The organism is Ruegeria sp. B11 (assembly GCF_056539785.1).
In genome coordinates this window covers 1-25,944 of record NZ_JBQFVO010000010.1, presented here as the reverse complement: position 1 = coordinate 25,944, position 25,944 = coordinate 1, and the positions used below count along the sequence as shown (strand labels likewise).

Here is a 25,944-nt window from a genome sequence, read left to right as displayed (position 1 = left end):
TTGGCATGATAACTCTAGCTGTGTAAGGTGCTTGCTGCGATCCGGTCTGCATAATCTTTCTCATAATAGTGCAGTTTTTGTGTCTAAACCGCGGCGGGTATCCAACGGCGCGCAGCCGCAGTGAAGAGCGTTGAGCAGGTGCAGACAAAGGCAAACAAAATCAATCCATCGGGTATGTGGATGCGTTCTGCAATCGATGAGATGGCCGGATGGACAAGGTAGATTCCTAAAGAAAGCTGGGACAGATATCTTGAGACCTCGGTCGATGGCACATTTGACTCCAAAGCCAGCCATACAACCACCATACAAATCAGGAGTTGCAGTGCGCCTCTGTCCAGAGGTGTAAGCATTAGAAGCAGGAACAGAATGCTGCTCAGCAATATGATGAGATTTCTGTTCCGAGTGTCCCTGAATAGAAAACCAGCGGCGGCGGCGGGCCACACGGAGAACCATTGTACAAAGGGCGGGCCCAACTCGGTCAGATTGTAAACTAGGTAGGATGCCATGCTGGTTAGCAGCAGCAGGATAATCCTGAAGTGCTTTTCGAGATTGAAAAAGAGGACCGTAAACACAAATACAAAAGGCAGAAACCAAAGGTGGATGTTTGGTCCTGTCAAAAACATCCAAGGTTCGAATTCAGAGACGAGGGTTGAATCGGTTGTGAGGGCTTCGATGCATTTGAGAACAAAGTAGACTCCGGACCATATGGCCCAAGGAACCAGAAGCCGTTTTGCTCTTTCAGCCTTTGGCCGACCGTAGCCGTAGTAAATAGAAAGAAGAACAAAGATTGGCAGTGCGGAAAGTGCAAACTCCGATCCGGGGAGGCTACGGTGAAAATAGACGATGGCAATTGCACCGATAAAGCGAAGATATTCGATGCCGCCGTTACGCTGACGATATAACATACTGATTAAACTCGCTTCATACTCCCAGCCGCCTCTGCAGTATTTAAAGCAAAAAAATCTTACAGGGTAGCGGAAGTGTTACATACTTCTGACATAGCAGAGAGTGCTTTTGATCACATAGATGTGTTTCGTGTAGTAATGAACACAGGCTAAATGCGCCGAGAGGACCTAGGAGTAAACGGCTTGGGGGCGTTTATAGGGGAACAAAACGCGGCAGCCTGCGCATGCTCTGCTCCATGAAATCAATCAGCCGTGTATCTGCATCAGATTCGGTCTCACCCGGAGCTATCGGAGTGACATAGCGGATCAGAGCGCCATCGGTTCGGCCCATCGTGATGCTGTCCATGACAACGCCTATCTTGGCCTGAAAATCATTGATCTGGCGTTTGCCGCGCTGTTCGAACCAGTAATAGACTAGCTGGCGGTTTAACCCCTTCTGAATGATAGCCCGGTTCACCACAAATGTGCCATACGCCTCGACGCCCGGTGCGACCTGATGGGCGTTTAGGTTGAAAATCTCCCAGCCGCCCACAGGCAGGCAGACTTCAGGGGAATGGATGCCCGACCCTTCGGTCTGCTTCTCGTAGAAGGCGACAAACATGTTGATATAGCTGGAGTCTCCGGCCCGGGCATAGGTAGCGTTGAGGTAATCTGTGGCGCCCAGCACTTCTTCAACCTCAGGGTCCAACTGCGTGCTTGATCCTGACCATTCGCCAAGTTGGTGCGGGAACAGAGAGAACGGATCGCGGGTGACCGGATCAGCGCTAGGGGTCGGTTGCAGTGCCCATGCCGTGGATACGGCCAGTGTCAGCAACGTTGCGGTGGCAAGTGCACGTGAGGGGTGGATCGCAAAAACCCGCAACGCAACCGGACCGAAGCCGTGTGTATCCAGATCAATCGCCTCGGAAAGCGGTTTGGGGTCAGGCCCCAAACGTTGCAGGATGACGGCTATCAGGAACAGAATTGCGATACAGATCAAAAAGACGACCCAACCTTCAAAAAAGTGTAGAAACCCTTCGGCAGCTTCAATGCCATAGCTGTCCACAAGAATGCCGATGATCCCGATCCGCACAGAGTTCATCAAGATGGTCAGAGGTACAGCGGCTAGCAGCAGCAATAGTTTGTGCCAAATAGGTCCGCGATAGAGCAGCGCGAAGAGATAGGAAAAACTGAGGATCGGGAACAGGTATCGCAGGCCAGAACAGGCTTCGGCCACCTGTAACTTATAGACACCTAGATCGATCACGTTGCCTTCGAGAAAGACGGTTACGCCCGCCAAGTCGACCAGCCAGACGCCGATCAAAGAAGAAACCCCTTGCAGAAAGATCGTCAGTTTCCAGTAAAGAAATTGGGGCAGGGGCAGCATGAACACCAGATGCACTACCGGTAACTGATGATGCCACCCGCGTTTCCAGCCAAAGATACTGAACACCACGCCGCTCACCCAGATGATTATCGCGTATGTCACGATATCGGGAATGCGTGTTAAGTTACCAAAGATCGCTAGCGCCAGAGCAAGCAGCACAATGATGGGGCCAGGCCAGCGATCAGTCACGTTCGGGTTAGGTGCGGGCAATTGGCGCATCTCGCGCAGGAAAAGATATAATGAGATGACCGGGATCAAGGGGCCATGGCTGTATTCTGGTGTAGACCATGCCTGTACCAGCGATACCAATCCGATCCAGAAAATTGGCACGGAACCAGCCAGGAGCAACAGAAACCACGCCAAACCTGCCGGGTTTATGGCGGGAGATGCGTGGGAAATCGTGTGAAATTCATGTGTGCCAGACATAAAATCGCCGTTCTCAAACTAATAACCGAGCACCGGAAAACGAGGCTATTGCGGTCTATGATCCCATTATAGGCGAGATGGTTGGGAAAGCGAGTCCGACAACTTATCGTCTTGTCGCGAAGCGCCGGGATAGGGTCAGGAATATCTCGTTGGAATCACGCCGAGATTCGGTATTTGATTCAAAACTCACGTACTCGTAACCAGCTGACAAGTCCCAGTCATCCGTCAGTTCATGGACATAGGCTGCGCGGAACGTTCCGGCTGTTGAATCCCGGAAGCTGCCTCGTCCGATAGCGGTGACGCTGGCGTAATCAAGATCAAATGTCATGGAGGACAATGTGTTGATGACTACGGCATAGCCCAGTACGGCGCGGGTGGTACGGGTTTCTTCGCTGCGGTCATTTGTCGTGAACCCACGTTCAAAGCTGCCGGTCAGGGTCGTGCGGGGGCGTTCATATACGATGCTGAGGCCACCAATTGGGTTGGTTTCCCCCAACGGCCCGCGTGTCACACCGACACTGGCAGAGATTTCGCCTAAAGGCAGGTCGATCTCGCGGCTAAACAACAACGATTCACGGCGGCCATTGACCGACAATTCCGAGGAGATATCGACCCCGACCGTGCCTGTGGGTAGCTCACGGATCAAGGCAAAACGGCCAGTCATTCCACGCTCGGTAATGTCCGGGAAGGTGTCTGTTGTTTCATTGATATTGGCATAGCCGATCACGGCCTCAATCAAGGTTACCGGGTTCACGTCATAGGTCAGGGCAAAGTCAGTGGTACGGGTGGTGCGGTCAGTATCATCGTCTTCGGGAGCCCGGTAATCCTCCTGCGCGTAGCCCAACCGCCCATCCAACACTGGAGAAAATCGGAAGCGGCCAAAGACTTCGCTGTTGTTTGTGCGCCGGGCGAACAGGTTGGGATCAGTGGTGTCGTCAAAGCTGATCCGGCGATAATCCAGCGCAAATCCTGCACCGAAAGGATCGCTTAGCCCGGTCTCGAATTGCAGTCCGGCGCTGGCTGTTCTGCGGGTTCCATCATCCAGAACAAGTTCATCATTGATGAGATCGTCGAAATCCTCTTGCAGACGGCGAAACGGATCGTTGAAGGCCAAATCTATTTCGCTGTAGCGCAACTGGCTGTCCAGCAGGCTATTGGCACCGGTGCGTGTATACGCAAAGTTAGCAAAGGGGGCATCGAATTCAGAACCGCTGGACTGCAGGGGAATGTCCGAAAACCGGAGCGTACCACCTAGACCCAGCAACAGTCGATCCAGAGATGTTTCCTTTTGTAACTCGTAATCCAGAATGTTGTCCCACAGCGTCGACGTGCCCGGGGATGGATCGTTGAGGCCAAAATTGTCATTTGACCGCAGCGTGGAAGAGATACCAAAATTCTGGGTCAGAGCGCCCGATCCGGTTTCCTGAGATGCAGCTGGGCCTGTGATGGTAAGGCTGGTGTATAATGTCAGGAAGAAGCGGGCCGTTCTTCTTTTGCTCGTCCTCATTCTCGGATCTTTCGTCTATCTTTACTATATATTCTCTAACGCTGTTGCCGGGCGAAATCATTTAAGAAGCGTCCTAATGTCGTACCAGTTGGCCCAGACGTAACGCCAAAGCCACAATAATCTTGAATGAGATGTATTGTTGACCGTGCCTGCGCGGAATTGCCCGCGCAGGTCACAACCTGTATGCGTGAGCCGCCACTTTGGGAAATGGCTGTTATTTTGAATGATCTCGTTTCAGAGTGCTGATAGGTCTGGAGCTATCTAAGGTGGATTTAAAAGAATATTTTTGACATGTTATGAGTGCCACGAGGAATTTCATGAAAATAGAAGAAACGCACCTATCTGGCGTTCTGATTCTGGTACCAAAGCGTTTTGGCGATGCGCGGGGTTTTTTCAGCGAAAGTTGGAATTACATGGTTCTGGCGGATCGCGGAGTTGATCTAGATTTTGTGCAGGACAACCACTCTCTGTCGGCGCAGGTAGATACGATCCGAGGCCTACATTTTCAAGCCCCACCCCATGCGCAAGATAAGCTGGTGCGCTGCGGGCGGGGGCGGTTGTTTGATGTCGTTGTCGATATCCGCAAGGGGTCGCCCACCTATGAACAGTGGGTGGGGGTTGAACTATCGGCCGAAAACGGCCGTCAGCTTCTGGTGCCCAAGGGGTTCCTGCACGGCTTTGTCACCCGCGAACCCGATACCGAAATCTGTTACAAATGCACCGATTACTACGCACCGGAGTGCGATGGTGCGGTGCGCTGGGACAGTTGTGGCATTGACTGGGAATTGACCGGCGATCCGGTTCTGTCCGAGAAAGACGCCGCCGCCTTGGCCTTGGCCGATTTCGACAGTCCTTTTGTGTGGGAGGGTGCCGCGTGAAAATTCTTGTGACCGGCGGCGCCGGGTTCATCGGATCGGCCGTGGTCCGGCAGGCCATTGCCGCAGGGCATCAGGTGATCAATCTGGATGCGTTGACCTACGCCGCCTGTCTCGACAATGTGGCGAGCGTGGGAAATTCGCCCAATTATACCTTTGTAGAGGCTGATATTCGCGACCGTACGGCGATGGATCAGGCCTTTGTCGACCATAGCCCGGACGCCGTGATGCACCTAGCGGCGGAATCCCATGTGGATCGTTCGATCGACGGGCCCGGAACCTTTATCGAGACCAATATCACGGGCACCTATACATTGCTTGAGGCCGCGCGGGCGTATTGGCAAGGGCAGAACCGGCCCGAGGGCTTCCGCTTTCACCACATCTCGACCGACGAGGTGTTTGGCTCGCTTGGCGAAAGCGGTGCGTTCACCGAAGAAACGCCTTACGATCCGCGCTCGCCCTATTCCGCCTCGAAAGCGGCCAGCGACCATCTGGTCCGGGCCTGGCACGAGACCTACGGGCTGCCGGTGGTGCTATCCAATTGCTCGAACAATTACGGGCCGTTTCATTTCCCCGAGAAACTTATCCCGGTGGTGATCCTGAACGCGCTGGCGGGCAAGCCGATCCCGGTCTACGGCAAGGGTGAGAATGTGCGCGACTGGCTGTATGTCGAGGACCACGCCGACGCGCTGCTGACCGTACTGCAGAAGGGCAGGGTAGGGCAGTCCTACAATATCGGTGGTGAGAACGAAGCCCGCAACATCGATCTGGTCCGCATGATCTGTGCTATTCTTGACAAAAAATGTCCGCGAAACAGATCCTATTCCGAGCAAATTAGCTTTGTTTCCGATCGCCCAGGTCACGATCTGCGCTATGCCATCGACCCGACCCGTATCCGTGATGACCTGGGCTGGCGCCCCTCGGTCACGTTGGAGGAAGGGTTGGAAAAGACGGTGCAGTGGTATCTGGACAATGAAAGCTGGTGGCGGGCCCTGCAGGATCGGCAGGGCGTGGGTGAACGGCTGGGGGTAAAGGCGTGATCCTTGTCTTCGGCCGGACCGGTCAGGTGGCACGGGAACTGGCGGCATATGGGGATGTAGTCTGTCTGGGCCGGGCCGGGGCTGACCTGTCGGACCCTGAAGCATGCACCCAGGCCATCTGCGAACGAAACCCAAAGGCGGTGATCAATGCCGCCGCCTATACCGCCGTGGACCGCGCCGAGGACGAGGAGGCACTGGCCACGGTCATCAATGGCGATGCGCCGGGCGCAATGGCGCAGGCCTGTGCCGATCTGGGGGTGCCCCTGGTTCAGATTTCAACCGATTACGTGTTCGCTGGTGGTGGCGATACGCCTTGGACACCGAAAAGCGCCACCGACCCGCTTGGGGCGTATGGGCGGTCGAAGCTGAAAGGCGAACAGGCAGTGAGCGGGGCAGGGGGATGTTATGCGATCCTGCGGACCTCCTGGGTGGTCTCGGCGCATGGTGCTAATTTTGTTAAGACAATGCTTAGGCTGGGCAAGGAACGTGACCGGCTGACCATCGTTGCCGATCAGATCGGCGGGCCAACCCCGGCGCGCGACATTGCAGCGGCCTGTATAGAGATTGCCGAGCAGCTCGCCTCTGATCCCGGGAAAACGGGAACGTACCATTTCTCGGGTGCCCCGGATGTCAGCTGGGCCGGACTCGCGCGCGAAATCTTTGTGCAGTCGGGCATCACCTGTGACATCGCGGATATTCCCAGTTCGGATTATCCGACCCCGGCCAGACGACCGCTGAATTCACGGCTGGATTGTTCAACGTTAGAGACCGTTTTCGGCATTTCTCGCCCCGACTGGCGGCAGGGTTTGAAGGATATTCTGAAGGATTTGGGAGAGATTTGATGACACAGCGCAAGGGGATCATCCTGGCGGGTGGCAGCGGGACGCGGCTTTATCCGATCACCATGGGCCTGTCGAAGCAATTGCTGCCGATCTATGACAAGCCGATGATCTATTACCCGCTCAGCGTGCTGATGCTGGCCGGTATCCGTGAGATCTGCATCATCACCACGCCACAGGATCAGGAACAATTTCAGCGCACGCTGGGGGACGGGGCGCAATGGGGCGTGACGCTCAGCTATCAGGTGCAGCCCAGCCCAGACGGTTTGGCGCAGGCCTATATTCTGGCCGAGGCGTTTCTGGCAGGCGCGCCATCGGCGATGATCCTGGGTGATAACATCTTTTTTGGCCATGGCTTGCCCAAGTTGATGGCCACAGCGGATGCCAAACCGGCGGGGGGAACCGTGTTTGGCTATCACGTAGCGGATCCCGAGCGTTATGGCGTTGTTGCCTTCGACGATGCGGGCCGGGCGCGGGAGATCATCGAAAAACCTTCGGTGCCGCCGTCGAAATACGCGGTGACGGGGCTTTACTTTCTGGATGCTACGGCTTCCGAGCGCGCCCGCGCCGTCACGCCGTCCCCGCGCGGCGAGTTGGAGATCACCGACCTGCTGCAATCTTATCTGGAGGAAGGTGCGCTGCAGGTGGAAACCATGGGGCGGGGGTATGCCTGGCTGGATACCGGCACCCATGCCTCGTTGCTGGATGCGGGCAATTTCGTGCGCACCCTGGAAGAACGGCAGGGGTTGCAGACTGGCTGTCCCGAAGAAGTCGCCTTTCAGCAGGGCTGGATCAGCCGGGACGAACTGTCCGCACAGGCCGAACGTTTTGCCAAGAACGGGTACGGGGCCTATCTGGCAGGCTTACTAAAATAAGGGGCACTTGCCCCATACCTGCCGGGAGTCACGGACAAATTCAGAGAAAGCGCGTTTATTCGAACAAACGTCGCTGCGGAACAACGATGACGTCACCGGGTGTTAGAACCGTATTGCCCGCGATACTGGGTTTTTTTCCGGTTCGGTGAAAATCATAGTTCATGACTTGATTGTGCCGCCGCAATTGAATGCGCTTGGCCGCCGCAAAACGGGTCAGGCCACCCGCCTGCGCCAAAGCCTGTAACAGGGTCGTGCCCGGCCTTGCTTCGATCAGTCCGGGCGCGTTGACTTCGCCCATAACATAAATGTCATCTGTATTAGGGGCGGCGATAGGGTCGGGGAGTTTGGGCTGCGCCGTTGCCGCAACGGCGACATAGACAGTGGGTGGAGACTGAAACTGCGGGGACAGACCAGAAGTAAGATCACCCCGGATCGCGGCGACCGATCTGCCACTTGCCTGAACCGATCCGACGAGAGGAAAGTTGATGGACCCATCAGGCAGGACCAAAACCGTTCGGTTGAGAGTGGGGTCTTCCAGAACTTCAACCTGAAGTGTGTCGCCGGGCTCGACCTGATAGCTGCTCTGTGCCTGCGCGACGGTCGTCGAAAGGATCAGGCTGAACAGGCCGATCAATATTCTTAGCATCTTATGCGTCCTCAAAATTTGACTTTCCAATCGAGCCTAGCGCGGAAGCTGGGCCTATGTAAGCCATCCGCCGCGCGCCGGATCACTGTTGTGGTGAAATTGTTCCGCCATCAGAATCAATTACCACCTCGGGGTGAAGCATCCAGATTGGTAATAGCATCATGCACTTTTTGTGTCAGATCATCGGATGTTTGCATTTCGGCGGCCTGTTCAAAAATGCTGCGTGCGTCTTGAGTCCTCCCGAGTGCGGCATAGGTGGCCCCCAGATGATACAAAATGCTAGCCTCCTCGGGTAGTTGGCGGGCTGCAAACTCCAAATGTTTCAGGGCAGTTCCATAATCACCGCGCCGATAGGCGATCCAGCCATATGTGTCGCTGAAATGCGGAACCGTGCTGTTCCGTAGGCGACGGGCAATGCGATAAGCCTGATCCAAACTTTCTGCATCGTCGCGTCCGGTTACCAGCAGGCTGGCAAGGTTGTTGGCGATAATGTTTGAGTCGCTATCAGCGGCATATAGGCCTTCGTAGACATTAATTGCACCTTCGATATCACCTTGTCTCTCTAGCGCCCCTGCCTGCAGCCATTTCAGGGTTGCGCTGTTGGGCAGGGCGATGACAGCCTGTTCCAGAATCTCGGCTGCTTGCTGCGGATCGGCTTCCAACAGCAAGACGTGAAGCGCCACCCACGACCGTTCGCTTTGTGGCCTTTCTGCAACCAAACCGCGATAAACAGCGATGGCCTTGTCCTGCTGCCCTAGTCCGGCGAGGACCGATGCTTGGAGAAACCGCAACATGAAATCCTGAGGTGAGGCCTCGAGCGCCTGTTCAAGATATTCAAGCGCCGCGTTCAGGTTGCCGTTGCGCAAATGGGCGCGTACAGTGCCGATCTCAGCCATGTAATCGATGCTGCCATTTTGGGCGTTCAACCCTTCCAGATAACTAAGCAGGGTATCTTCCTGACCCTGAGCATCAATCAGATTAGCGGTTAGAACTTGTGCTTGCTGCTGAGCCGGCGCATCTAGGGCTTGGAGCCTGTTGATAATGGCTTGTGCCCGTCGCCAGCTTTTTTGCCGGATATGAACCCGCCCGAGTAGAACCAGCAATTGAACATTTTTGGGTTGGCGTTCCAAGGCGTCGATCAGCACGCTTGCGGCGTGGTCATTCTGACCTTCGCTGACCAGAAATTCAGCGTAGCGCTGGGACTCGTCCGGGGCACTATTCGACATTTCGACCGCCAGAGACATCATGTCTGCCATTAAGTCCCGATTGCCGCTGCGTTCATGCGCGCGGGCCATCAGTGTCATTAGCTGAGGGTCGCGGGGGCTGTCGCGTAGGGCTTTGCGCAACAGGATAATGGCATCACCAGTACGATCGTTCATAATCAGACGGGCGACCTCGATTTTTATGGCGCCGCTATGACCGGAATCTTCAGTCAGCACCTTTTCGGCGAGCGAATAGGCCCCGGCGGTATCTCCGGTTTCAATCAGCATATGCGCCAGAACCATTTTGGCGTCATTCAGATCTGCTGAGGGTTCGGAGCGATCGATAAAAGCCTGCAGGTCGGCAATTGCTTCCTCTGTGTTACCGGAAGCTAACACCTGTCCGGCCCGCAGCGCGTGATACAACGGACGACGGGTCAGATCGCCAACTAACATTTTGTCGATCTCGGCAATCGTTACTTCGGGACCTTTAGTGGCCGCCAAGAATCGCAGTAAGATCATACGATACTGAGGGTCATCCAGTTTCGGATCGATACGTTGACGCAGAAAAGTCTCGATGGCTTCCAAGTCGCCGCGAGACATGTACCAGTTAATCAGACTGGTCTGAATGCTTTCATCCTCGGGAAATTGTAGGACCATGCCATCGAGCGCAGCGCCGATTTCATCGGTCCGGCCAAGCCGATCCAGAACGCCAAGGCGCAGATTGTAGAACCCTCGTGTTTCTGGCGAGACCGCGATAGCCGCCTCAAGTGCCTCCAGCGCGGCGTGCCAATCCTCTTGCCGTATCCATTCATTTACGACGACGAAATGCGGGATCACAAGGTCTGGCGCTTCGACACTCAGCGCAAGCCCTTGTTTCGCGGCGGACAGAATGGTAGCTTCGTCGTCCAGAGCGATGGCGTCACGATAGGCGATACTGGTTAGGACAGCCCGCACAATTGGGTCTTGCGGAGCTTGTTTTGCAGCGACCTTGATATGGCGCTCGACCTCGGTCCAATCCCCGCCCAGCGTGGCCATCTGCGCCAGGGCACGCCGGCCTTCGAGGTTGTCGGGATATTGTTCGACCAGGCGCAGATATTGACTGTACGCTTCGGATATTTCGCCAGAGTCGCGGCGCATCCGCGCATAGGTCAGCCGTGCTTCTTTGTGTTTGCCGTTCAGCTTGAAGACGTTGCGGAACTCGACCGCAGCCCGGGCGATATCACCGCGTTCAAGATGCGCCAGCGCAGCCTGGTAGTGCTTTTCGGCCCGCTCCTCAGCGGAATCGCAGGCAGCAAGAAGAAACAGCGCCGCTCCGAAATAAACGCCCTTGACGACCTGTTGTATCATTGTTCGCATTCCTATCATCCTGCACAGGATGATGATGCGGCGAGTTCGCCCTTGGTTCAAGAAAGACTGCCTATCTTCAATATCCTGTGCACCGCAGAACAACCGATACCGTGCGCATCAGGATGGACAGGTCTTTTCCGGCCGAAAGGTCTGCCAGATAACGGTTGTCGTATTCTGCACGGGCTGCGAAACTGGTCATGTTTCGATCCGAAACCTGCCATGGTCCGGTAATGCCCGGGCGCAGTTCAAAATAAGCACGACCCGGATAGAGTACCTTTTGGTCGGTCATCATCGGACGCGGCCCAACGATAGACATATCTCCCCGTAAAACATTCCAGAGTTGAGGTAACTCATCCAGCGAAGTACGGCGCAACAGCTTGCCGACACGAGTGATGCGGGGGTCGTTTTTGAGCTTCTGGTCGCGTTTCCATTCAGCGTGGGCCGTGGGGTTTTGGGCAAGATAGGTTGCCAGACGTTTGTCGGCATCTGCCATCATGGTTCTGATTTTGAACATACGGAACGACTTGCCGTCCCTGCCAACTCGCTGTTGGGTAAAAAATGGGCTACCACCATCGCGCATGACCAACACGGCCATGATTGCAATCAGAAACAGTGAGATTGGGGCGGATAGAATAACAAACGCAATATCCAATACCCGCTTTCCCCAAATGGAATACAGACTTTGTTTCTGTGATCGGCTATAGACTGAGGCATCCTGCTCAACTGCACTGGCACCCTTAATGTAACTCGTCATAATCAACTATACTCCGGCACTAACACTGCCGCTCAATTGCGGCCTGCCCACTCATTAACCTCAAAGACCGCACAACAGTTTAGCTGGTCTTGAACACTGCCACCCCGATTACAGGGTATTCTCATATAACTAAGCTAAATTTTTATCCGATTCCTGCCACTTTTCAAAGAGGAATTCAGGTGTTTTGTACATCAGGTCTAATATTATTGTCACCCGCCTGCATTCTATGCAGGAATATCGCTGCATAACCTGCTCTTTAGAGTTTGCCCTGGAAGGCGCGGCGGCAGATTCCAAGAAAATTTTTGACGTTGGGCCAGATGCCCGCGTGTGCGGCGTTTCGGGTAAGATAAAACCCCCGGAACCGAGGCCAAGGCCTCGCCAGAAGGCGTAGAGCGTAAACGCGTGCAATCGTATAGCGTCGTTTCTGCGTTTGCCCCGGCTGGATGTTTTCAAGTCTGGAGATGTCGAAATCGGAAAGCACGATGCGTTTGCTCTCAGCCGCGTCCTGTATCAGGGTATCCCCCTTTGCTGTCCGGCTCATGATCAGGCTGATACCATCCTGTTCGTTAAACAGAGGATAGCCCCTGTCGTCGGTTTCCCACGCGTCGGCGCAGACAACATCGGCCAGTCCCCCGGTTCCGTCCGGGCAGAGTTTGCAGCGGAGTTGCAGGTGTTTGGACAGAATGCCGCCCCAACTGTCGGCATAGCTCATCTGCTTCTGTCCCCCGTCCAAGCATGTTGCCGTTGCAAACCCGGGCCATCCATTGCCGCGATACTGAAAAGCGGCAATGTTCTCCTCTTTAATGCCCAGTGCAGCCAGAATCCCCCGGGCGCCTGACAGGCTGGGTACTCCTGCGCAAAAGAAAGACAACATATAAGGAAAGTGGTCTTTCACGCGCGGGTCACGTTTTTCTAGTGCCCGCAGTGCGGCAATGTCACAAGGCTTACCTACGAACGCATATCTGCAATTCGTATTCAGCAGTTGGTCGATTTTAGTAAGAGGGGCCGAGGGAGCATATCGCGACCCCGAGGCCCGCGATATGGCTTCAAAATCCGCATTCAGAACGGTTTGGTTTCCGATGGGCAAAACCGGGTCAGCCCCCGTCTGCAAAACATAATCCACAGAGCCAGAGGAGACGAGATGATGCAGAATGGCCGACAAACCGCCGCCAGATGACGCTCTGTACCGCATTTTAGGATCCGTTGCATAGCCCTCATACACGCTGACAATCGGGCCCCAAAGAATATGCTGTTGGGTTTGGTTATCTTGGTCGTAGCCCAAGCCGGGACAGACGGCGGCAACGGCAGCTTCCTGTTCTGTAGTCAAGTCTGCAATTTGAACGGGGCGAAGAAAACCGTCCGGGGATATTGTCATGCCAACGGCATTCGGCGCCAAGCCCGAGCAGGCACCGCATCCTGTACACAGATTACCTTTGGCTATTTTTTTCAGGGTCGGCGATGTCATAAAAACTCCTCCCGAGATTATCGCTGAGAGGCGCGCAGACAGTCTGTTATTGAAGCCTCATAGGTTTTCAGTCGTTCAAGACCTCGCTGCAGGCTGGCTTTTGCCTGCAGGCGCAGGGCTGTCCTGTTGTCGAGGGACTGGCGAAACTTAGCGAGAATTTCGTCTGAACTCTCCTCTTTGAAATCTGCAATGGAGTCATAGCCCATAGACGAGAACAACCCTGCGAATTTGCGGCTATAGGCCATAGGTAGGACGGGTACACCGGAAGAAAACGCTGCGATACAGGCATGCATGCGCGCGCCGGCAAAGAAATCCATACCTGCGACGTAAGACTTGGCGTCGATTGGATTGGAGAATTTCGGGGCCAGTGTAACATTGGGAAATTCTATGGCCAGAGTCTGATTGACCCGAAAATCGTCCTCGACCTGGGACCAATCCGAGATAACGTGAGGGACCAGATGGACCTCATATTCGGGGACCGAGGTCAGCCATTGCAGCAATTCCCGGATGGTTTCGGCATAAGGCGCACGCAAACCGAACATGTTGTCCCGAGAGTATCCACCATTAAAAAGCAGGCCGGAAACATTTAGGCCGATCCTGATCTTGGTGTCATCTCCGGTTCTGTTAGGTTTGGTAAACGGAAGCCGGAGAGCGACATCACTGGCTTCGACGATGTGCCGGTCAAATCCCATATCTCGCAGAAACTGCGTAGACAGATCGTCACGGCTTGAGACGATGTCGGATTTCTTCATGACCATCAAGGCCAGCTTTCTGACCCACGCCCTCTGAAACGGCCCGATTGTCTGCGGGCTCAGAATAAGTGGGCGGCGTGATAGAATCGTCAGAATTTTGGATCCGACAACCGTTCCAAACCGTTTTAGACCATAAATATCGGCAAAACTATCACCCGCGCCGATATCCATAACAATGTCACACTCGCGCAGTTGGCTATAAAGCCCACCGGACGGTTTGAGGAAGTCTTTCAGCCGAAGCCCGACAAACCTGACATCATCCCGCTGCAAATAGTCAGGATTTGGATCCGACCAGCCAAGGATAACAAATTCAGGAGTGACTTTAGCCTGCTGCGCTGCGTCTTCGATAATGGCGATATTCGCCAGAGTCAGTGCGCCAACTCCCAGATTGCTGGAGTTCATTGAGTGCCAAACCAGCCCGATCCGGGCTCTACGCGAAGAATGTATCATGCTAAAATCTTTTCTACTCGATAGCCGATCACACAATTTATACCGAAGAGAATGCAGTAGGCACAAACTGAGATTTCATAGCTCTGTTGAGCCCTGAGCATAGAAAATAGGCAAAAATCTTCTTGCCTCAATATGGCATTGGCAGGTCTTTGCCCAGAATATCGCCCTTTGCAGGTCAATAAGTTGCCGCAATCGGAACCAATTGTTATGCGAACCTCGGTTTGTTGCTGAATGAGGGGCAATGAGGCGCCACTAAAACGGAGGCAGAAGCAGGAGCGCTTTCAAAGCGCAGCAGGTAACCAGTTATCCACGTGCTGGGGATGCACTTGGATTGGAATTTCTCGCCCACACGAAAATGAGGCGGCTGTCTGATCGGGAGTCAGGTGTTGCCGTTTTTAGGCTGGACGGTCGAGACGCGCTCATGGGGATGCGCGATGGCCAACGGAGAGAGCGGAACACGCTATGACTGAGATTTATGTATCGAACGAAGCAGAGCTGATGAAAGCTTTGTCATCCGCGGATGGAGGCGACACGATCCTCCTTGAAGCTGGCAACTATGGCGCCGTCGATTTGCGGAACATCAAGTTCAACGATTATGTGACGATCAAATCTGCGGATGCCAATAACAGGGCTGTTCTGCAGGAGGTCGAGTTCGGGAATTCGAGCTACATACGAATCGACGGTGTGAAGGTCGAAAAAGGACCGGAGGCCGGAGCCAAGCTGGTTGAGATCAATTCCAGTGACAATATCTCTATCATGAACTCAGAGATTATTGGTGACGGCGCCCGGGAAGGCACATATGGCATCTATGCCAAAGATGGGAACACCAACCTGCAGATCGATAACAACTATGTCCATCATGTTGGGGTGGGTATTACCATCTTTAGCACAACAGGTGTCGAAGTTACTGAAAACCTTGTGGATTACATCTCATACGACTTCTACAAGGGCGGCAGCATCACCAACGGTCTATGGGAAAACAACGTAGGTGGTGGCCATCTGTTCCCTACCCCGGAAGCCCACGCTGATTTTCTCCAGTTCCAAGGTAGCGCCACAGACGTGGTTTTTCGCGGCAATGTCTATCTTGCACAAAATAATGAGCGAGCGCAGGGTATTTTCCTGGATGATGCCACATATACAAACATATTGATTGAGCAGAACATCATCTACTCGGGCAAATACAACTCGATTTTCGTCCTCGAAGGGTCCGGCATTACGGTCAGGGACAATACGCTTCTGACTACGCCGGATTTGGGGCACAATGCTGCCGGTATTCGAGTGCCGTCAGGGACTGTTGTCGAGAACAATCTGTATACACACCTGAATGGTGGTACGTCTGGGTCGAATGTCGTTGCGCAATGGGATGATGAGAATGACATTAATCACTATAATGACCTTTTCGTGAATGCAGACAAAGGTCTCGGCGTCACTCTCGAAGACTTACGCCCGATCGAGGGTAGCTTGGCGGAAACTCACGGGGCTTATGATCGATTGATGGAACTGCTCAACGGCACATCTTCCAACAATCCTGGTACGACCAATCCGGGCACAGGCTCCGGTGATTACATAGATGACGGTTCCGAAGGCTCTGGAGGTAGCGGTTCGGAGGTTGATGACGCCGGTGAGGCGGGCGGCGGTGGCTCGAGTGAGCAGGGCAGCATCGATACCAACCAAATTGAAGGCACTGCCTTTAGTATGCTGGGCACGAAGAGTATCAGCCGCGCGTCGGATGTTGTTGAAGTGGCCCATAACAAAGACATGGAACTGACGTCGGGAACCATCTCACTGAGCTTCAAGGCGGATACTGTTTCCGGGAAAATGGGGCTGATCTCGAAAGATGCCAGCTACTATGTGGGCGGTGGCAATCACTTTGCAGCCTATATCGACAACGGCACCTTGGTCGTGCGTTTCCAGGATGGAGCCGGTGACGAGATCGCCCGGATCGATGGGATCATGGCCAATACGGACTACGATCTGCAGATTTCTTTCGGGAATGACACAGTCGGCATCTGGCTGGATGGGGAGCAGGTCCACACTGCAGATTTCTCGATGGACTGGGCAAACAACGTTGAGCATTTTCAGGTTGGAGCACTAGGCTGGGCAAGCCAGTCTGGCCAGGGAGGCTTTAAGAATGTGTTCGACGGCGGAATCTCTGATGTAGTCATCGTTGAAGGTAAGTGGTCTCCTCAGCAGATGAAGGATTTCATATATGACTCCAAGCCGCTGCCCGATGAAAATTCTGGCACGACCGATCCGGACGTCACAGATCCTGGCACGACCGATCCGGACGTCACAGATCCTGGCACGACCGATCCGGACGTCACAGATCCTGGAAATCCTGCGGGTGAAAACAACGTAAATGCCGTGTTCGAAGCAGATGAGGTCGAATTTTACGGCAGAAAAAGTAACATTGTTAATCTGGAACACGACTCAGATCTTGAATTGGCTGAAGGCACAATCGCATTTACGTTTAATGCAGATGATCTGAAGGGTACACAAGGTCTGTTGTCCAAGGACGCCAGCCATTACGTCGGCGGTGGTAATCACTTGTCAGTCATGCTGAAGGGGGATGATTTGGTCCTGCGCTTCCAAGATGAGGATAGCGACGCTTATCTGACCTTCGACGGTGTCAATGCCAACGAGGACTATGATGTTCAGACCTGGTTCGGAGACGGCAAGATAGGCCTAGCAGTAAATGGTCAGCTTGTAGCGGTCAAAGACTTTGACTTCGAGCTGACTAGTAACCAACAGAACCTGCAGCTTGGTGGACTTGGGTGGGGCAGTTCCGATGGTGGTAGCGAAGTGACACGGGCTTTTGATGGCACAATGACCGAGGTTGCCATTTATGATCAAGTTCTGCCACTCGACAGTGGCGACCTGATCGTCTGAGAGTAGATCGGACAAATGAAAACAGAAAACCGCCGGGGCTTTACTCAGGCGGTTTTCTTGTTGAGAAATCTGCGAAACAACAAAATCTTTCACCAAGCCGAAAGATACGGCTTGGAGCCATTGCCCAGGTCGTGTTTCTCTCAGGGCACAGAGTGTAATGATAGGTAAAACAACCAAAAAGACACTCATTGGACGTGTCCCGTATTAGCGCCGCCCCAAGTGCTCGTTTAGGCCACATTCCGTTCGAATGCGGCCGGACTTTCCAACCCAATGCTGAGTGCCTTCGTTGCGGATTGTAGAACCCGTTGATGTATTAGAAAATGGCGAATTTCACAGCTCTGAGTGTCGGCCATGACTGCCGCCATGTGAGCTCGGCATTAAGGATCCATACAAAAAGAGCCGCTTCCAGCGGCTCTTTGATAGATGATTACCGATATGAGCATTAGGCAGTGGTCTGTCGACGTCTGCGCAGAAGGGTCAGCCCCCCCAACGCACCCAGCAACATCAGGCCCGCTGCAGGTAGAGGAACTGCCGATGCTGTAACCAAATTCTGACGTTGCTTGCGGTTTGTATTTTCAAGATAGCTTAGATCCCATTTTTTATCTCCACCAGCATATGCGCTTGCTGCCGCCAGGTAGCTATTGGCCAAATCCACCACACTGGTATTCCCGGACGCTTTGAACGAGCCGATGCTGGCGTCATAGTCAGTATCGTAAACGGCATTCCATAGCGCGACTTGGAAGGCGGCTGATGTAATGCTGCTATCCGTGGCCAGGGCTTGGCTGAAATTCGCGTCAAAAAGAGCCTGAATGCGATCGATAGCACCGTTTGTCAGCAGGTTGACACCCCGCATAAACGGAGTGTCGGTCAGTGAATAATAATTTCGCTTGCCATACGGTGCCGGCGAAGCCAAATCCAAGCAAAATGCAACAAAGTTTTTAAACTGGTTATTTGAAGCAGGGGTTCTGTCTTGCAGGCTGAAGGCTCCCGTAGGAACGTTGCCCGATCCAAGGCCAGCAACGTTCAGATACACGTTCTCATACGATCCCGCCGCAGGGCCGTTCATCTTAACCGTGAGGGCTGATGCAGATCCAGCCACTGCCACCGAAATAACGGCTGCAATGGCCAACATTTTCTTTATCTTCATTTTCAATACACCTCACAGCAACATTTAAATTGTTAACTGGTCAACAACGACCAAGTAGCCTTATGTAAAGCCCATACGCCCTCAGCATATTCTGTTTTATTCGGTCTTGGAAGGGCTTTGACAAAGTTTTGACAAGATTTGCGACACTTTAAGGCTGTTTCCATGGAATGGTGCGCCGAAAAAAATAGGTGATGTAGCGTTTTTTTGCTTTAACACTTAGAGGTTGTACGGATGCTCCGTATTCGTCGCCCGGCTTCGTGAAAGCCCAAGATGAGCGCGCGGGTTTCTTTGAATGCTCTGTTCATTGTTGATGATTAAGGCACAAAGGTCGATTTTTGAGAGAACTTTGTATGCTTCAATATTTGTTCGCGCACGGACGGCTGCCGCTAATATCGCCCGAGAAATTCAAAAAAAACCTTAATATCGAATAGTTAATCTATCCGGATAGCCGAGAAAATAGGTTCAGAGGGTATGCGGCGATAACCGATAGCGCTACAATCGTGTTAAGATTGTGCTATTCTGGCGCTTAGGCATTGCGTGGGTTATTTTGGCATGATTTTTCGGGGTATCTTATGCCATCGTCGAGTTGAGTTTAGTTGGTTAAAAAAGTTGTCGGTCGCATGAGCTCAAGTGATCTTTATGTTGAACAATTCGGATTGACCGAGCGGCCGTTCACCCTGCTGCCCGATCCGGGGTTTCTGTTTTGGTCAGAGCCGCATAAACGCGCCTTTATGGTGCTGGAATTTGGCATTCTGTCCCGTGCCCCCATCACATTGATCACTGGTGAAATCGGGTCGGGAAAGACTACCCTGATCCAGAAGCTGCTTAGCCAGATGGACCGTGATGTCACTACAGGGCTCATTTCAAACGCGCAGCGTGGCCGGGGTGAGATGCTGCAATGGGTCCTGAACGCTTTGGATGTCCCGGTCAACCCGCGCGCGCCATATGTGCAGCTTTTTCAGAAACTGCAGGATTTTCTAGTCGCCGAGTATGCCGCCGGTCGCCGCGTTGTACTAATTTTTGACGAGGCACAGAACCTGTCCCGCGAAGGCCTGGAAGAGTTACGCATGCTAACCAATGTGAATGCGAACAAAGATGAACTCATTCAGCTTGTCTTGGTGGGTCAGCCCGAATTGCGGGACATGGTTTTGGACCCGAGCATGCGACAACTTGCCCAGAGGGTGGCGGCGAGCTTTCATCTGCCAGGCATGGATCGTGCAACCGTTGAGGATTACGTCGCGCACCGCTTGCAGGTCGCGGGTGGTACGGGACGGGAATTCTCGGAACAGGCATGCAACCTGATCCATGATGCAACAGCAGGCATTCCCAGATTGGTCAATCAGCTTTGCGAATTCGCCTTGCTGTATGCATGGAGCGACGGTCTTTCGGAGGTATCCTTAAGAATCGTGGAAAACGTCTTGGATGATGGCGTGTTTTTTGGCGCTCTGTCTTTGCCGGAAGAGAGCAAGAAGGGGGAGTGCCAAGTGCTGAGGCTTGGCAAAAATGAACAAGTGCCACCTGAGGAACAGGCGGGATGATCGTACAGATTTGTAGTCCGTTGCAGGTTGGCTGGCGGCGGAGAGGTTGAACGTGGATATCAAGTATTACTGGTCGCTTTTTTTGCGGCGCCTGCCCATTTTCGTGCTTGTCACAACGGTGATCAGCGCGACTGCAATTATTATTGCGTATTCTCTTCCTCCGGCCTACGTTGCCGAAACGAGGCTGATTGTCGAAGCTCCACGCATTCCGGATGAATTGGCTGCGTCGACGGTGCGCACCCCGGCCCAGCAACAGCTCGAGATTCTTGAACAACGTCTACTCACCCGTGCCAATCTTCTTGAGATAGCTAATGATCAGAAGGTGTTTGTCGATATTACCCGTATGACGCCGGATCGGATTGTCGAAGCGATGCGGGCGCGCACGACGGTGCGCGCAAGCGGTCGGCGGGATCCGATTCCTCTAATGCAAATCAGCTTCGAGGCCCGTACAGGTGCCATCGCTGCCAGCGTTCTAAATGACTATCTGAATCTGATTCAGCAGGAGGATGTGGAATCGCGCACCGGTCGCGCTGCGCAGACGCTGGAGTTCTTTGAACAGGAAGTGGCGCGGCTGAGTGAAAAACTGGCTGAACGTAATGCCCGCCTTCTTGCATTTAAGACTGAGAACTCGGATGCGCTGCCGGAAAGCCTAGATTACAAGCTCAGTCAGCAGACGCTTTTACAGGAGCGTCTGGCACAGATTGAGCGCGAAATCATCGGCTTTGAAGACCAACAGCAGAATCTGGTTCTGATTTTCGAAACAACCGGACGTGTGAGCGGATATACAGCAACGGCGCAATCGGCGGAAGTTCAGCAGCTTGAGGCACTTAAGCGTCAGTTGAGCGAGGCACTGGCCATCTATTCCGAGGAAAATCCGCGCGTAAAGGTTTTGCAGGCGCGTATTGCTGAATTGGAAAAAACAGTTCGGCCTGAGCCGGAAGAACAGCAAGAAGCCACTGGAAATGCTTTTCTGGACGCGCAACTGGCTGAAATTGCGTCGCGCATCAATGTGCTGGAAGGACAGCGGCGGTCGACACAATCCCAGCTAGATAAACTCACGGTCACGATCAACCGCACTCCGGCCACGTCGATCCGGGTCGAGGAACTGACACAGGACCGGGACAATATACAGCAGCAATATAATCTGGCGGTCGAACGTCTGTCTAGGGCCAGCACGGGCGAGCGGATCGAGGTAACGGCGCAGGGCCAGCGCGTTTCGGTGATCGAACCTCCTGTTGCACCGAATCGACCCTCTAAACCTAACCGAGCTATGATCGCGGGAGGGGGCAGTTTCGTTGGCATTTTGGCCGGGCTGGGCGTGGTACTGCTGCTTGAACTGCTGAACCGCTCGATCCGGCGGCCCGAGGATTTGGTGGCCAAGCTCGGTATCACGCCACTGGCGACCATTCCTTATATTTCGACACCAGGTGAGGTTTGGCGCAGGCGAGGTTTCAAAGTGGTGCGGCTTGTGGTGATTTTGGTTGGTGTGTCTTTAGGCGTTTATGCGTTGCACACTTATTATCAGCCTTTGGATCTGGTTGCAGATCAGGTCATGGACAAAATCGGCGTGCGCTGGTGATTGGCGGCAGGAAAGGGTAGCGCTCAATGGAAAAACTACAGGTCGCCATAGAAAAGGCACGGGCACAACGCCATAAAGCTAGCCAGCTTAAGCAGGTGGCTGAACCGATCACACCGGAGGAGCAACCTGCTGAACAGAGCGTTGCGGAGCTTTGGCAAGGGCTACCCGAAATTACGGTGTCTCCTCAAACCATTGCCCAGAACCGGCTGGTGGCAGGCACGAACAGCGTCGCTGCAGGACCTTTTGACATGTTACGCACTCGTATACTGCAGCAATGCCGCCTGCATGGATGGAGGCGGATCGCTCTGGTTTCGCCTCACAGTGCCTGCGGGAAAAGTACCACAGCGGCGAATCTTGCGTTTAGCTTCGAGCGTCAATCCGATTTGCGTACCATGGTTCTAGACCTAGATTTGCGGCATGGCGGACTTAGAAAGATACTTGACCAAACCTGCCAGTATACGATGGGCGATGTACTGCAAGGTGCGGTGCCGTTTTCCGAGCACGGTCAACGGCTGGGCAGCAATCTGGCGTTTGGTTTCAACAGCCACACAGTTCCAAATGCTGCGGAAATCTTGCAAAGCGGCAAGGCTATCGAAGCGCTGGAGGCTGTCGAGGTCAATTTTAAACCCGACATCGTGCTCCTGGATATGCCACCTTTGATGGAGGTTGATGATAATTTTGGTTTTTTGGGAAATGTGGACTGCGCACTGCTTATCGCCGAGGCTGAGCGCACCACCATTGATCAGGTGAATCTGGCCGAGCACCAGTTGGCAGAACTAACCAATGTGATGGGTGTTGCACTGAATAAGTGCCATTACGCAGACGGAACATATGGATATGGGTATGGGTATGGAAGCAGTTGAGGCTGTAGTCATTATTCCCCATTATAATGATTTTGACCGGCTGGATCGCTGTCTGGCCGCCTTGATGGGAAATGATCGAACTGGTGTGGAAATTGTTGTTGTGGATAACGGCTCCTCACTGCCATTGACTGAAATTCAGGAACGCTATCCATCGGTCCGGTTTTTGGTTGAGACGCAAAAAGGGGCGGCGGCGGCACGAAACCGCGGTGTGCAGGAAACGCAGGCCCCGCTGCTCTTTTTCATTGATGCAGATTGTGTCGCCGGACCGAACTGGCTGCAGGTCGCGCGCCGGGTTACGCTTGGGGGGGATCTGATTGGCGGCAGGGTGGATGTTTTCGATGAAACGCCTCCACCGCGCAGCGGGGCTGAGGCTTTCGAATCCGTTTTTGCCTTTAACAACAGGGCCTATATTGAGCGCAAGGGGTTTTCGGTGACGGCCAATTTGCTGACTAGACGCAGCGTGTTTGACGACGTTGGCGAGTTTAACCCTGATGTGTCCGAGGATTTAGACTGGTGCGCTCGTGCTCGAGCCAAGGGGTACAAAATCGCCTATGCACCGGATTTGCGCGTTTCGCACCCAACAAGAAGCGACTGGGTACATCTGAGGAAAAAATGGGCGCGGCTGACATCCGAGAGCTTTGGCACTAATTGCCAGACTCGCCGGAAAAGATGCGGTTGGGCTCTGCGGGCCCTAGCCATGCTGCCCAGCATCTTACCTCATGGTATCACAGTGTTTTTTAGCGCGAAACTGGACAGTCCAGGTGAACGTGCCCGGGCGTTTTCAACGCTTGTACGGCTGCGCATGACCCGCATGGTCTGGATGCTGAGGCAGGCAATTTTTGTTAGAAAAGACTGTTTTTGATCATGGCCTTGTTATTTCGAATGTTAAAAAGTCCATGAGTTTGAGGGGGCATGGTCAACGATATTTTTAAAAGAGGTTCAACAATATGCTCATAAAGGACAGAATAAGGCAGATCACTAACAAGCTGCCGCAACCGGTGAGGTTCGAGCTCAGGAAGCTGCTCTTTAAGGGAAGCAGTTTGACATGTGTGCTGTGTACCAACCCAGTGCGCTCTTTCTACAGTCATGGCGGCGGGGCCGAGGTGCTGGACCGGCGTCAGGTGGTCGGCGGAATGCTGCGCAAAAGCGACCGCTGCCCAGTTTGCCACGGCTGCGACCGGACCCGGATGATGATGCTGTTTCTGCAAAAGCATACGCCAATCGGGCAGAAACCCCTTAAAGTATTGCACATAGCACCGGACCATGGCCTTTATCTCTGGATAAAGCGCCAACCCGATGTTGACTATGTGGGGACGGATATCGATGCCAGTCGCTATCGACATATCGAGGGATTTCAGATTGCGGACATCACCGGGATGAATTTTCCCGATGATACGTTTGACATTATTATTTGCAGCCACGTTCTTGAGCATGTTCCCGACGACGCAGCCGCCTTCAGCGAGTTGTACCGGGTACTTAAACCCTCGGGCACTGCTCTGTTGCTGACGCCCTATGCGATTGATGGTAGAGGAACCGATGAAGACCCCGCAGTGAGCGACCCTCCAGAACAAGACCGTAGGTTCGGACAGTGGGACCATGTGCGGATTTATGACCGACAGGATTTTCTGGGTAGGATGGGTCGCGCCGGATTTTCGCCCGATCTTTATAATCCGTTTGAAACCGATGCCATTCAGGCAGCCGAGCTTAAACTGAACCCTCTCGAGCGCCTTCCTATCGGTAAAAAAGAAACTTTGGGTGTCGTTTAGATTTCTGAAGGTTGGCCCTACCGGGCACGTGACGCAATTGGAGCATGCATATGATTCATCCAGTCATTCTTTGCGGAGGAACAGGTAGCCGGTTGTGGCCAAGCTCACGCCAGGCCTATCCGAAACAATTCGTTGAATTCGTAGATGGGCGCAGCCTGTTTCAAGAGGTTTGCCAAAAGCTGACGGGTCCGACGTTCGATGCACCGACCTTCCTGACATGTCGCGATTTTGAATTTCTGGTCAAAGACCAAATTACAGCTTTGGGGCTGTCTGATGGTCGTATCATTTTAGAACCTGAGGCCCGAAACACCGCGCCTGCCGTTCTGGCTGCGGCGCTAGCCTATGAAGAGGCCCAAGACGCCATTCTGCTTGTCGCGCCGTCAGATTGTCTACTTTGTGAGAGCGACGCTTTGCTTGATGCGGTTGAAATCGGTCTAGACGCTGCTCAAAACGGCAAGCTGGTTACATTCGGGGTAGCGCCTGATCGCCCGGAGACTGGGCGCGGATATCTGCAGTTTGCTAGCCCGATCAACGGCCGAAAGGCTACGTCGGTGTCAGGGTTTTTACAAAATCCAGACGAACAGCAGGTTGCTGGACTTCTGGAAGATAATTGCAGTCTTTGGCATACTGGGCTGTTATTGTTTCGGGTTGCAGATATTCTCGAAAGATTCAAACGGCATACACCTCAGGCACTGGACGCCTGCCGGGAAGCTTTGCAACAAGCCGAGTATGAAGCCGGGTGTGTCAAACTGAATGCTGAGCTCTTTCGGGGTACTGCCGCCATTTCGATTGAAGACCTGATTTTTACAGACACCAATGATGTCGTCTCGGTACAGCTGTCGGCCATCTGGCCCAATCTGGATCGTTGGGACACGTTCCATTCAATGCTGAAGTCGAATGGTAAAGACTTGGCGGTTATGGGCTCCGCAACGGCGGTCGATTGTCAGAACACGCTTCTACGGAACGAGGATGATAGCACACAACTGGTTGGCCTAGGGCTGAAGGGTATCGCTGCGATTGCCACGCGTGATGCGATTCTGGTCACGGATATGGCCCGCGCGGGCGATGTTGGAAAAGTTGTCAGCTCGTTGAAGCGGGCGGGAATCTCTCAGGCCACAGATTATCCACGCTTCCACCGCCCCTGGGGATGGTATGAAACGCTGTGTCTGGGCGAGCGCTTTCAGGTAAAGCGCATCATGGTTAAGCCGGACGGCATTCTAAGCCTGCAAAGCCATGTGCATCGGTCGGAACACTGGGTTGTGGTTGGTGGCACCGCCCGCGTTACGGTTGGCGATGAGGTCAAGCTCCTGTCCGAGAATGAAGCCGTCTATATCCCCTTGGGTGCGGTTCATCGTCTGGAGAACCCGGGTAAATTGCCAATGTACCTGATCGAAGTTCAAACAGGTCCTTATCTGGGTGAGGATGATATCGTGAGGTATGAAGATGTCTATAACCGAAGCTGACAGGCCATCATATTTACGTGATTCATCAAAGGTCACGAGAGGCGGTGCCAGAAACAGGGCTGCAGCGGGGTTCGAAACTGTGTTATAATGCAGTAGGGCCGTGTTGATGCCCGCTTCTGCGTGTTGAATGAGTGCCTGTATTGCGGGGTTTTAATGAGTGTTTCCGACGATTTTGCATCTAATGTATTAGCTTCTGTTTGGAGTATTGAGGGTCCGGCGGGTATTTCACACACGCTAGGGACGAATGCAT

20 protein-coding genes and 1 pseudogene are annotated in these 25,944 nt (G+C 53.6%); 11 read left to right on the top strand and 10 right to left on the bottom strand.

Annotated elements, in window-relative coordinates:
* Positions 1-83: 83 nt before the first annotated feature.
* The 3 genes from ACR0I1_RS20210 to ACR0I1_RS20200 form a co-directional block, all read right to left on the bottom strand.
* Positions 84-905 (bottom strand): acyltransferase family protein, encoded by an 822-nt coding sequence (locus tag ACR0I1_RS20210; protein WP_480707690.1) that lies wholly within the window; start codon positions 903-905, stop codon positions 84-86.
* Between the two features lie 193 nt (positions 906-1,098).
* Positions 1,099-2,697 (bottom strand): VPLPA-CTERM-specific exosortase XrtD, encoded by a 1,599-nt coding sequence (gene xrtD / locus ACR0I1_RS20205; protein ID WP_480707688.1) that lies wholly within the window; start codon positions 2,695-2,697, stop codon positions 1,099-1,101.
* 103 nt (positions 2,698-2,800) lie between these two features.
* Entirely contained in the window at positions 2,801-4,204 is a 1,404-nt protein-coding gene (locus ACR0I1_RS20200; RefSeq protein WP_480707687.1) for a hypothetical protein, read from the bottom strand.
* Positions 4,205-4,521: 317 nt separating this feature from the next.
* Between ACR0I1_RS20200 and rfbC the strand changes: the two genes are divergently transcribed.
* The 4 genes from rfbC to rfbA are packed head-to-tail and all read left to right on the top strand — an operon-like array spanning position 4,522 to position 7,833.
* Positions 4,522-5,082: a dTDP-4-dehydrorhamnose 3,5-epimerase gene (gene rfbC / locus ACR0I1_RS20195; protein WP_480707685.1), complete on the top strand. Its 561-nt coding sequence runs from the start codon at positions 4,522-4,524 to the stop codon at positions 5,080-5,082.
* Positions 5,079-6,119, top strand: coding sequence for a dTDP-glucose 4,6-dehydratase (gene rfbB / locus ACR0I1_RS20190; RefSeq protein WP_480707684.1), 1,041 nt, complete (start codon positions 5,079-5,081; stop codon positions 6,117-6,119). Before rfbC ends, rfbB begins: the two co-directional genes overlap by 4 nt.
* Positions 6,116-6,961 (top strand): dTDP-4-dehydrorhamnose reductase, encoded by an 846-nt coding sequence (gene rfbD, locus ACR0I1_RS20185; RefSeq protein WP_480707682.1) that lies wholly within the window; start codon positions 6,116-6,118, stop codon positions 6,959-6,961. The genes rfbB and rfbD overlap by 4 nt, the downstream gene beginning before the upstream one ends.
* A complete protein-coding gene (rfbA, locus tag ACR0I1_RS20180) occupies positions 6,961-7,833 on the top strand; it encodes a glucose-1-phosphate thymidylyltransferase RfbA (protein ID WP_480707680.1) in 873 nt (290 codons plus the stop codon). The genes rfbD and rfbA overlap by 1 nt, the downstream gene beginning before the upstream one ends.
* Before the next feature lie 55 nt (positions 7,834-7,888).
* Here rfbA and ACR0I1_RS20175 read toward each other — a convergent pair whose 3' ends face one another.
* From ACR0I1_RS20175 to ACR0I1_RS20155, 5 genes are all read right to left on the bottom strand, one after another.
* Entirely contained in the window at positions 7,889-8,479 is a 591-nt protein-coding gene (locus ACR0I1_RS20175) for a polysaccharide biosynthesis/export family protein (protein ID WP_480707678.1), read from the bottom strand.
* Positions 8,480-8,595: 116 nt separating this feature from the next.
* Positions 8,596-11,037, bottom strand: a complete 2,442-nt coding sequence (locus ACR0I1_RS20170) for a tetratricopeptide repeat protein (RefSeq protein ID WP_480707676.1) — start codon at positions 11,035-11,037, stop codon at positions 8,596-8,598.
* Between the two features lie 67 nt (positions 11,038-11,104).
* Positions 11,105-11,782, bottom strand: coding sequence for a sugar transferase (locus tag ACR0I1_RS20165; RefSeq protein ID WP_480707674.1), 678 nt, complete (start codon positions 11,780-11,782; stop codon positions 11,105-11,107).
* Positions 11,783-12,038: 256 nt separating this feature from the next.
* Positions 12,039-13,157 carry a Coenzyme F420 hydrogenase/dehydrogenase, beta subunit C-terminal domain gene (locus ACR0I1_RS20160; RefSeq protein WP_480707710.1) on the bottom strand — a complete coding sequence of 373 codons (1,119 nt, stop codon included), beginning with the start codon at positions 13,155-13,157 and terminating at the stop codon, positions 12,039-12,041.
* A 107-nt stretch (positions 13,158-13,264) separates the two neighbouring features.
* On the bottom strand, positions 13,265-14,401 hold the full coding sequence (locus tag ACR0I1_RS20155; protein ID WP_480707672.1) for a polysaccharide pyruvyl transferase family protein: 1,137 nt from the start codon (positions 14,399-14,401) through the stop codon (positions 13,265-13,267).
* 510 nt (positions 14,402-14,911) lie between these two features.
* Here ACR0I1_RS20155 and ACR0I1_RS20150 point away from each other — a divergent pair.
* A complete protein-coding gene (locus tag ACR0I1_RS20150) occupies positions 14,912-17,338 on the top strand; it encodes a right-handed parallel beta-helix repeat-containing protein (protein ID WP_480707670.1) in 2,427 nt (808 codons plus the stop codon).
* A 227-nt stretch (positions 17,339-17,565) separates the two neighbouring features.
* On the opposite strand, the pseudogene ACR0I1_RS20145 reads toward ACR0I1_RS20150, so the two are convergent.
* Together ACR0I1_RS20145 and ACR0I1_RS20140 are read right to left on the bottom strand one after the other, a co-directional pair.
* Positions 17,566-17,717 (bottom strand): annotated as a pseudogene (locus ACR0I1_RS20145) (IS3 family transposase); the annotation flags it as partial.
* A gap of 63 nt (positions 17,718-17,780) precedes the next feature.
* Entirely contained in the window at positions 17,781-18,485 is a 705-nt protein-coding gene (locus ACR0I1_RS20140; RefSeq protein ID WP_480707669.1) for a VPLPA-CTERM sorting domain-containing protein, read from the bottom strand.
* Between the two features lie 620 nt (positions 18,486-19,105).
* Between ACR0I1_RS20140 and ACR0I1_RS20135 the strand changes: the two genes are divergently transcribed.
* The 6 genes from ACR0I1_RS20135 to ACR0I1_RS20110 all read left to right on the top strand — a co-directional run bounded on the left by ACR0I1_RS20135 (position 19,106) and on the right by ACR0I1_RS20110 (position 25,694).
* Complete coding sequence (locus ACR0I1_RS20135; protein ID WP_480707667.1) at positions 19,106-20,023, top strand: ExeA family protein; 918 nt, start codon at positions 19,106-19,108, stop codon at positions 20,021-20,023.
* A 52-nt stretch (positions 20,024-20,075) separates the two neighbouring features.
* Entirely contained in the window at positions 20,076-21,602 is a 1,527-nt protein-coding gene (locus tag ACR0I1_RS20130; protein ID WP_480707665.1) for a GumC family protein, read from the top strand.
* Positions 21,603-21,628: 26 nt separating this feature from the next.
* A complete protein-coding gene (locus ACR0I1_RS20125; protein ID WP_480707664.1) occupies positions 21,629-22,465 on the top strand; it encodes a CpsD/CapB family tyrosine-protein kinase in 837 nt (278 codons plus the stop codon).
* A complete protein-coding gene (locus ACR0I1_RS20120; RefSeq protein WP_480707662.1) occupies positions 22,446-23,327 on the top strand; it encodes a glycosyltransferase family 2 protein in 882 nt (293 codons plus the stop codon). The genes ACR0I1_RS20125 and ACR0I1_RS20120 overlap by 20 nt, the downstream gene beginning before the upstream one ends.
* Positions 23,328-23,532: 205 nt before the next feature.
* Complete coding sequence (locus ACR0I1_RS20115; protein WP_480707660.1) at positions 23,533-24,231, top strand: class I SAM-dependent methyltransferase; 699 nt, start codon at positions 23,533-23,535, stop codon at positions 24,229-24,231.
* A 50-nt stretch (positions 24,232-24,281) separates the two neighbouring features.
* Positions 24,282-25,694, top strand: coding sequence for a mannose-1-phosphate guanylyltransferase/mannose-6-phosphate isomerase (locus ACR0I1_RS20110; RefSeq protein ID WP_480707658.1), 1,413 nt, complete (start codon positions 24,282-24,284; stop codon positions 25,692-25,694).
* The last annotated feature ends 250 nt before the right edge of the window (positions 25,695-25,944 follow it).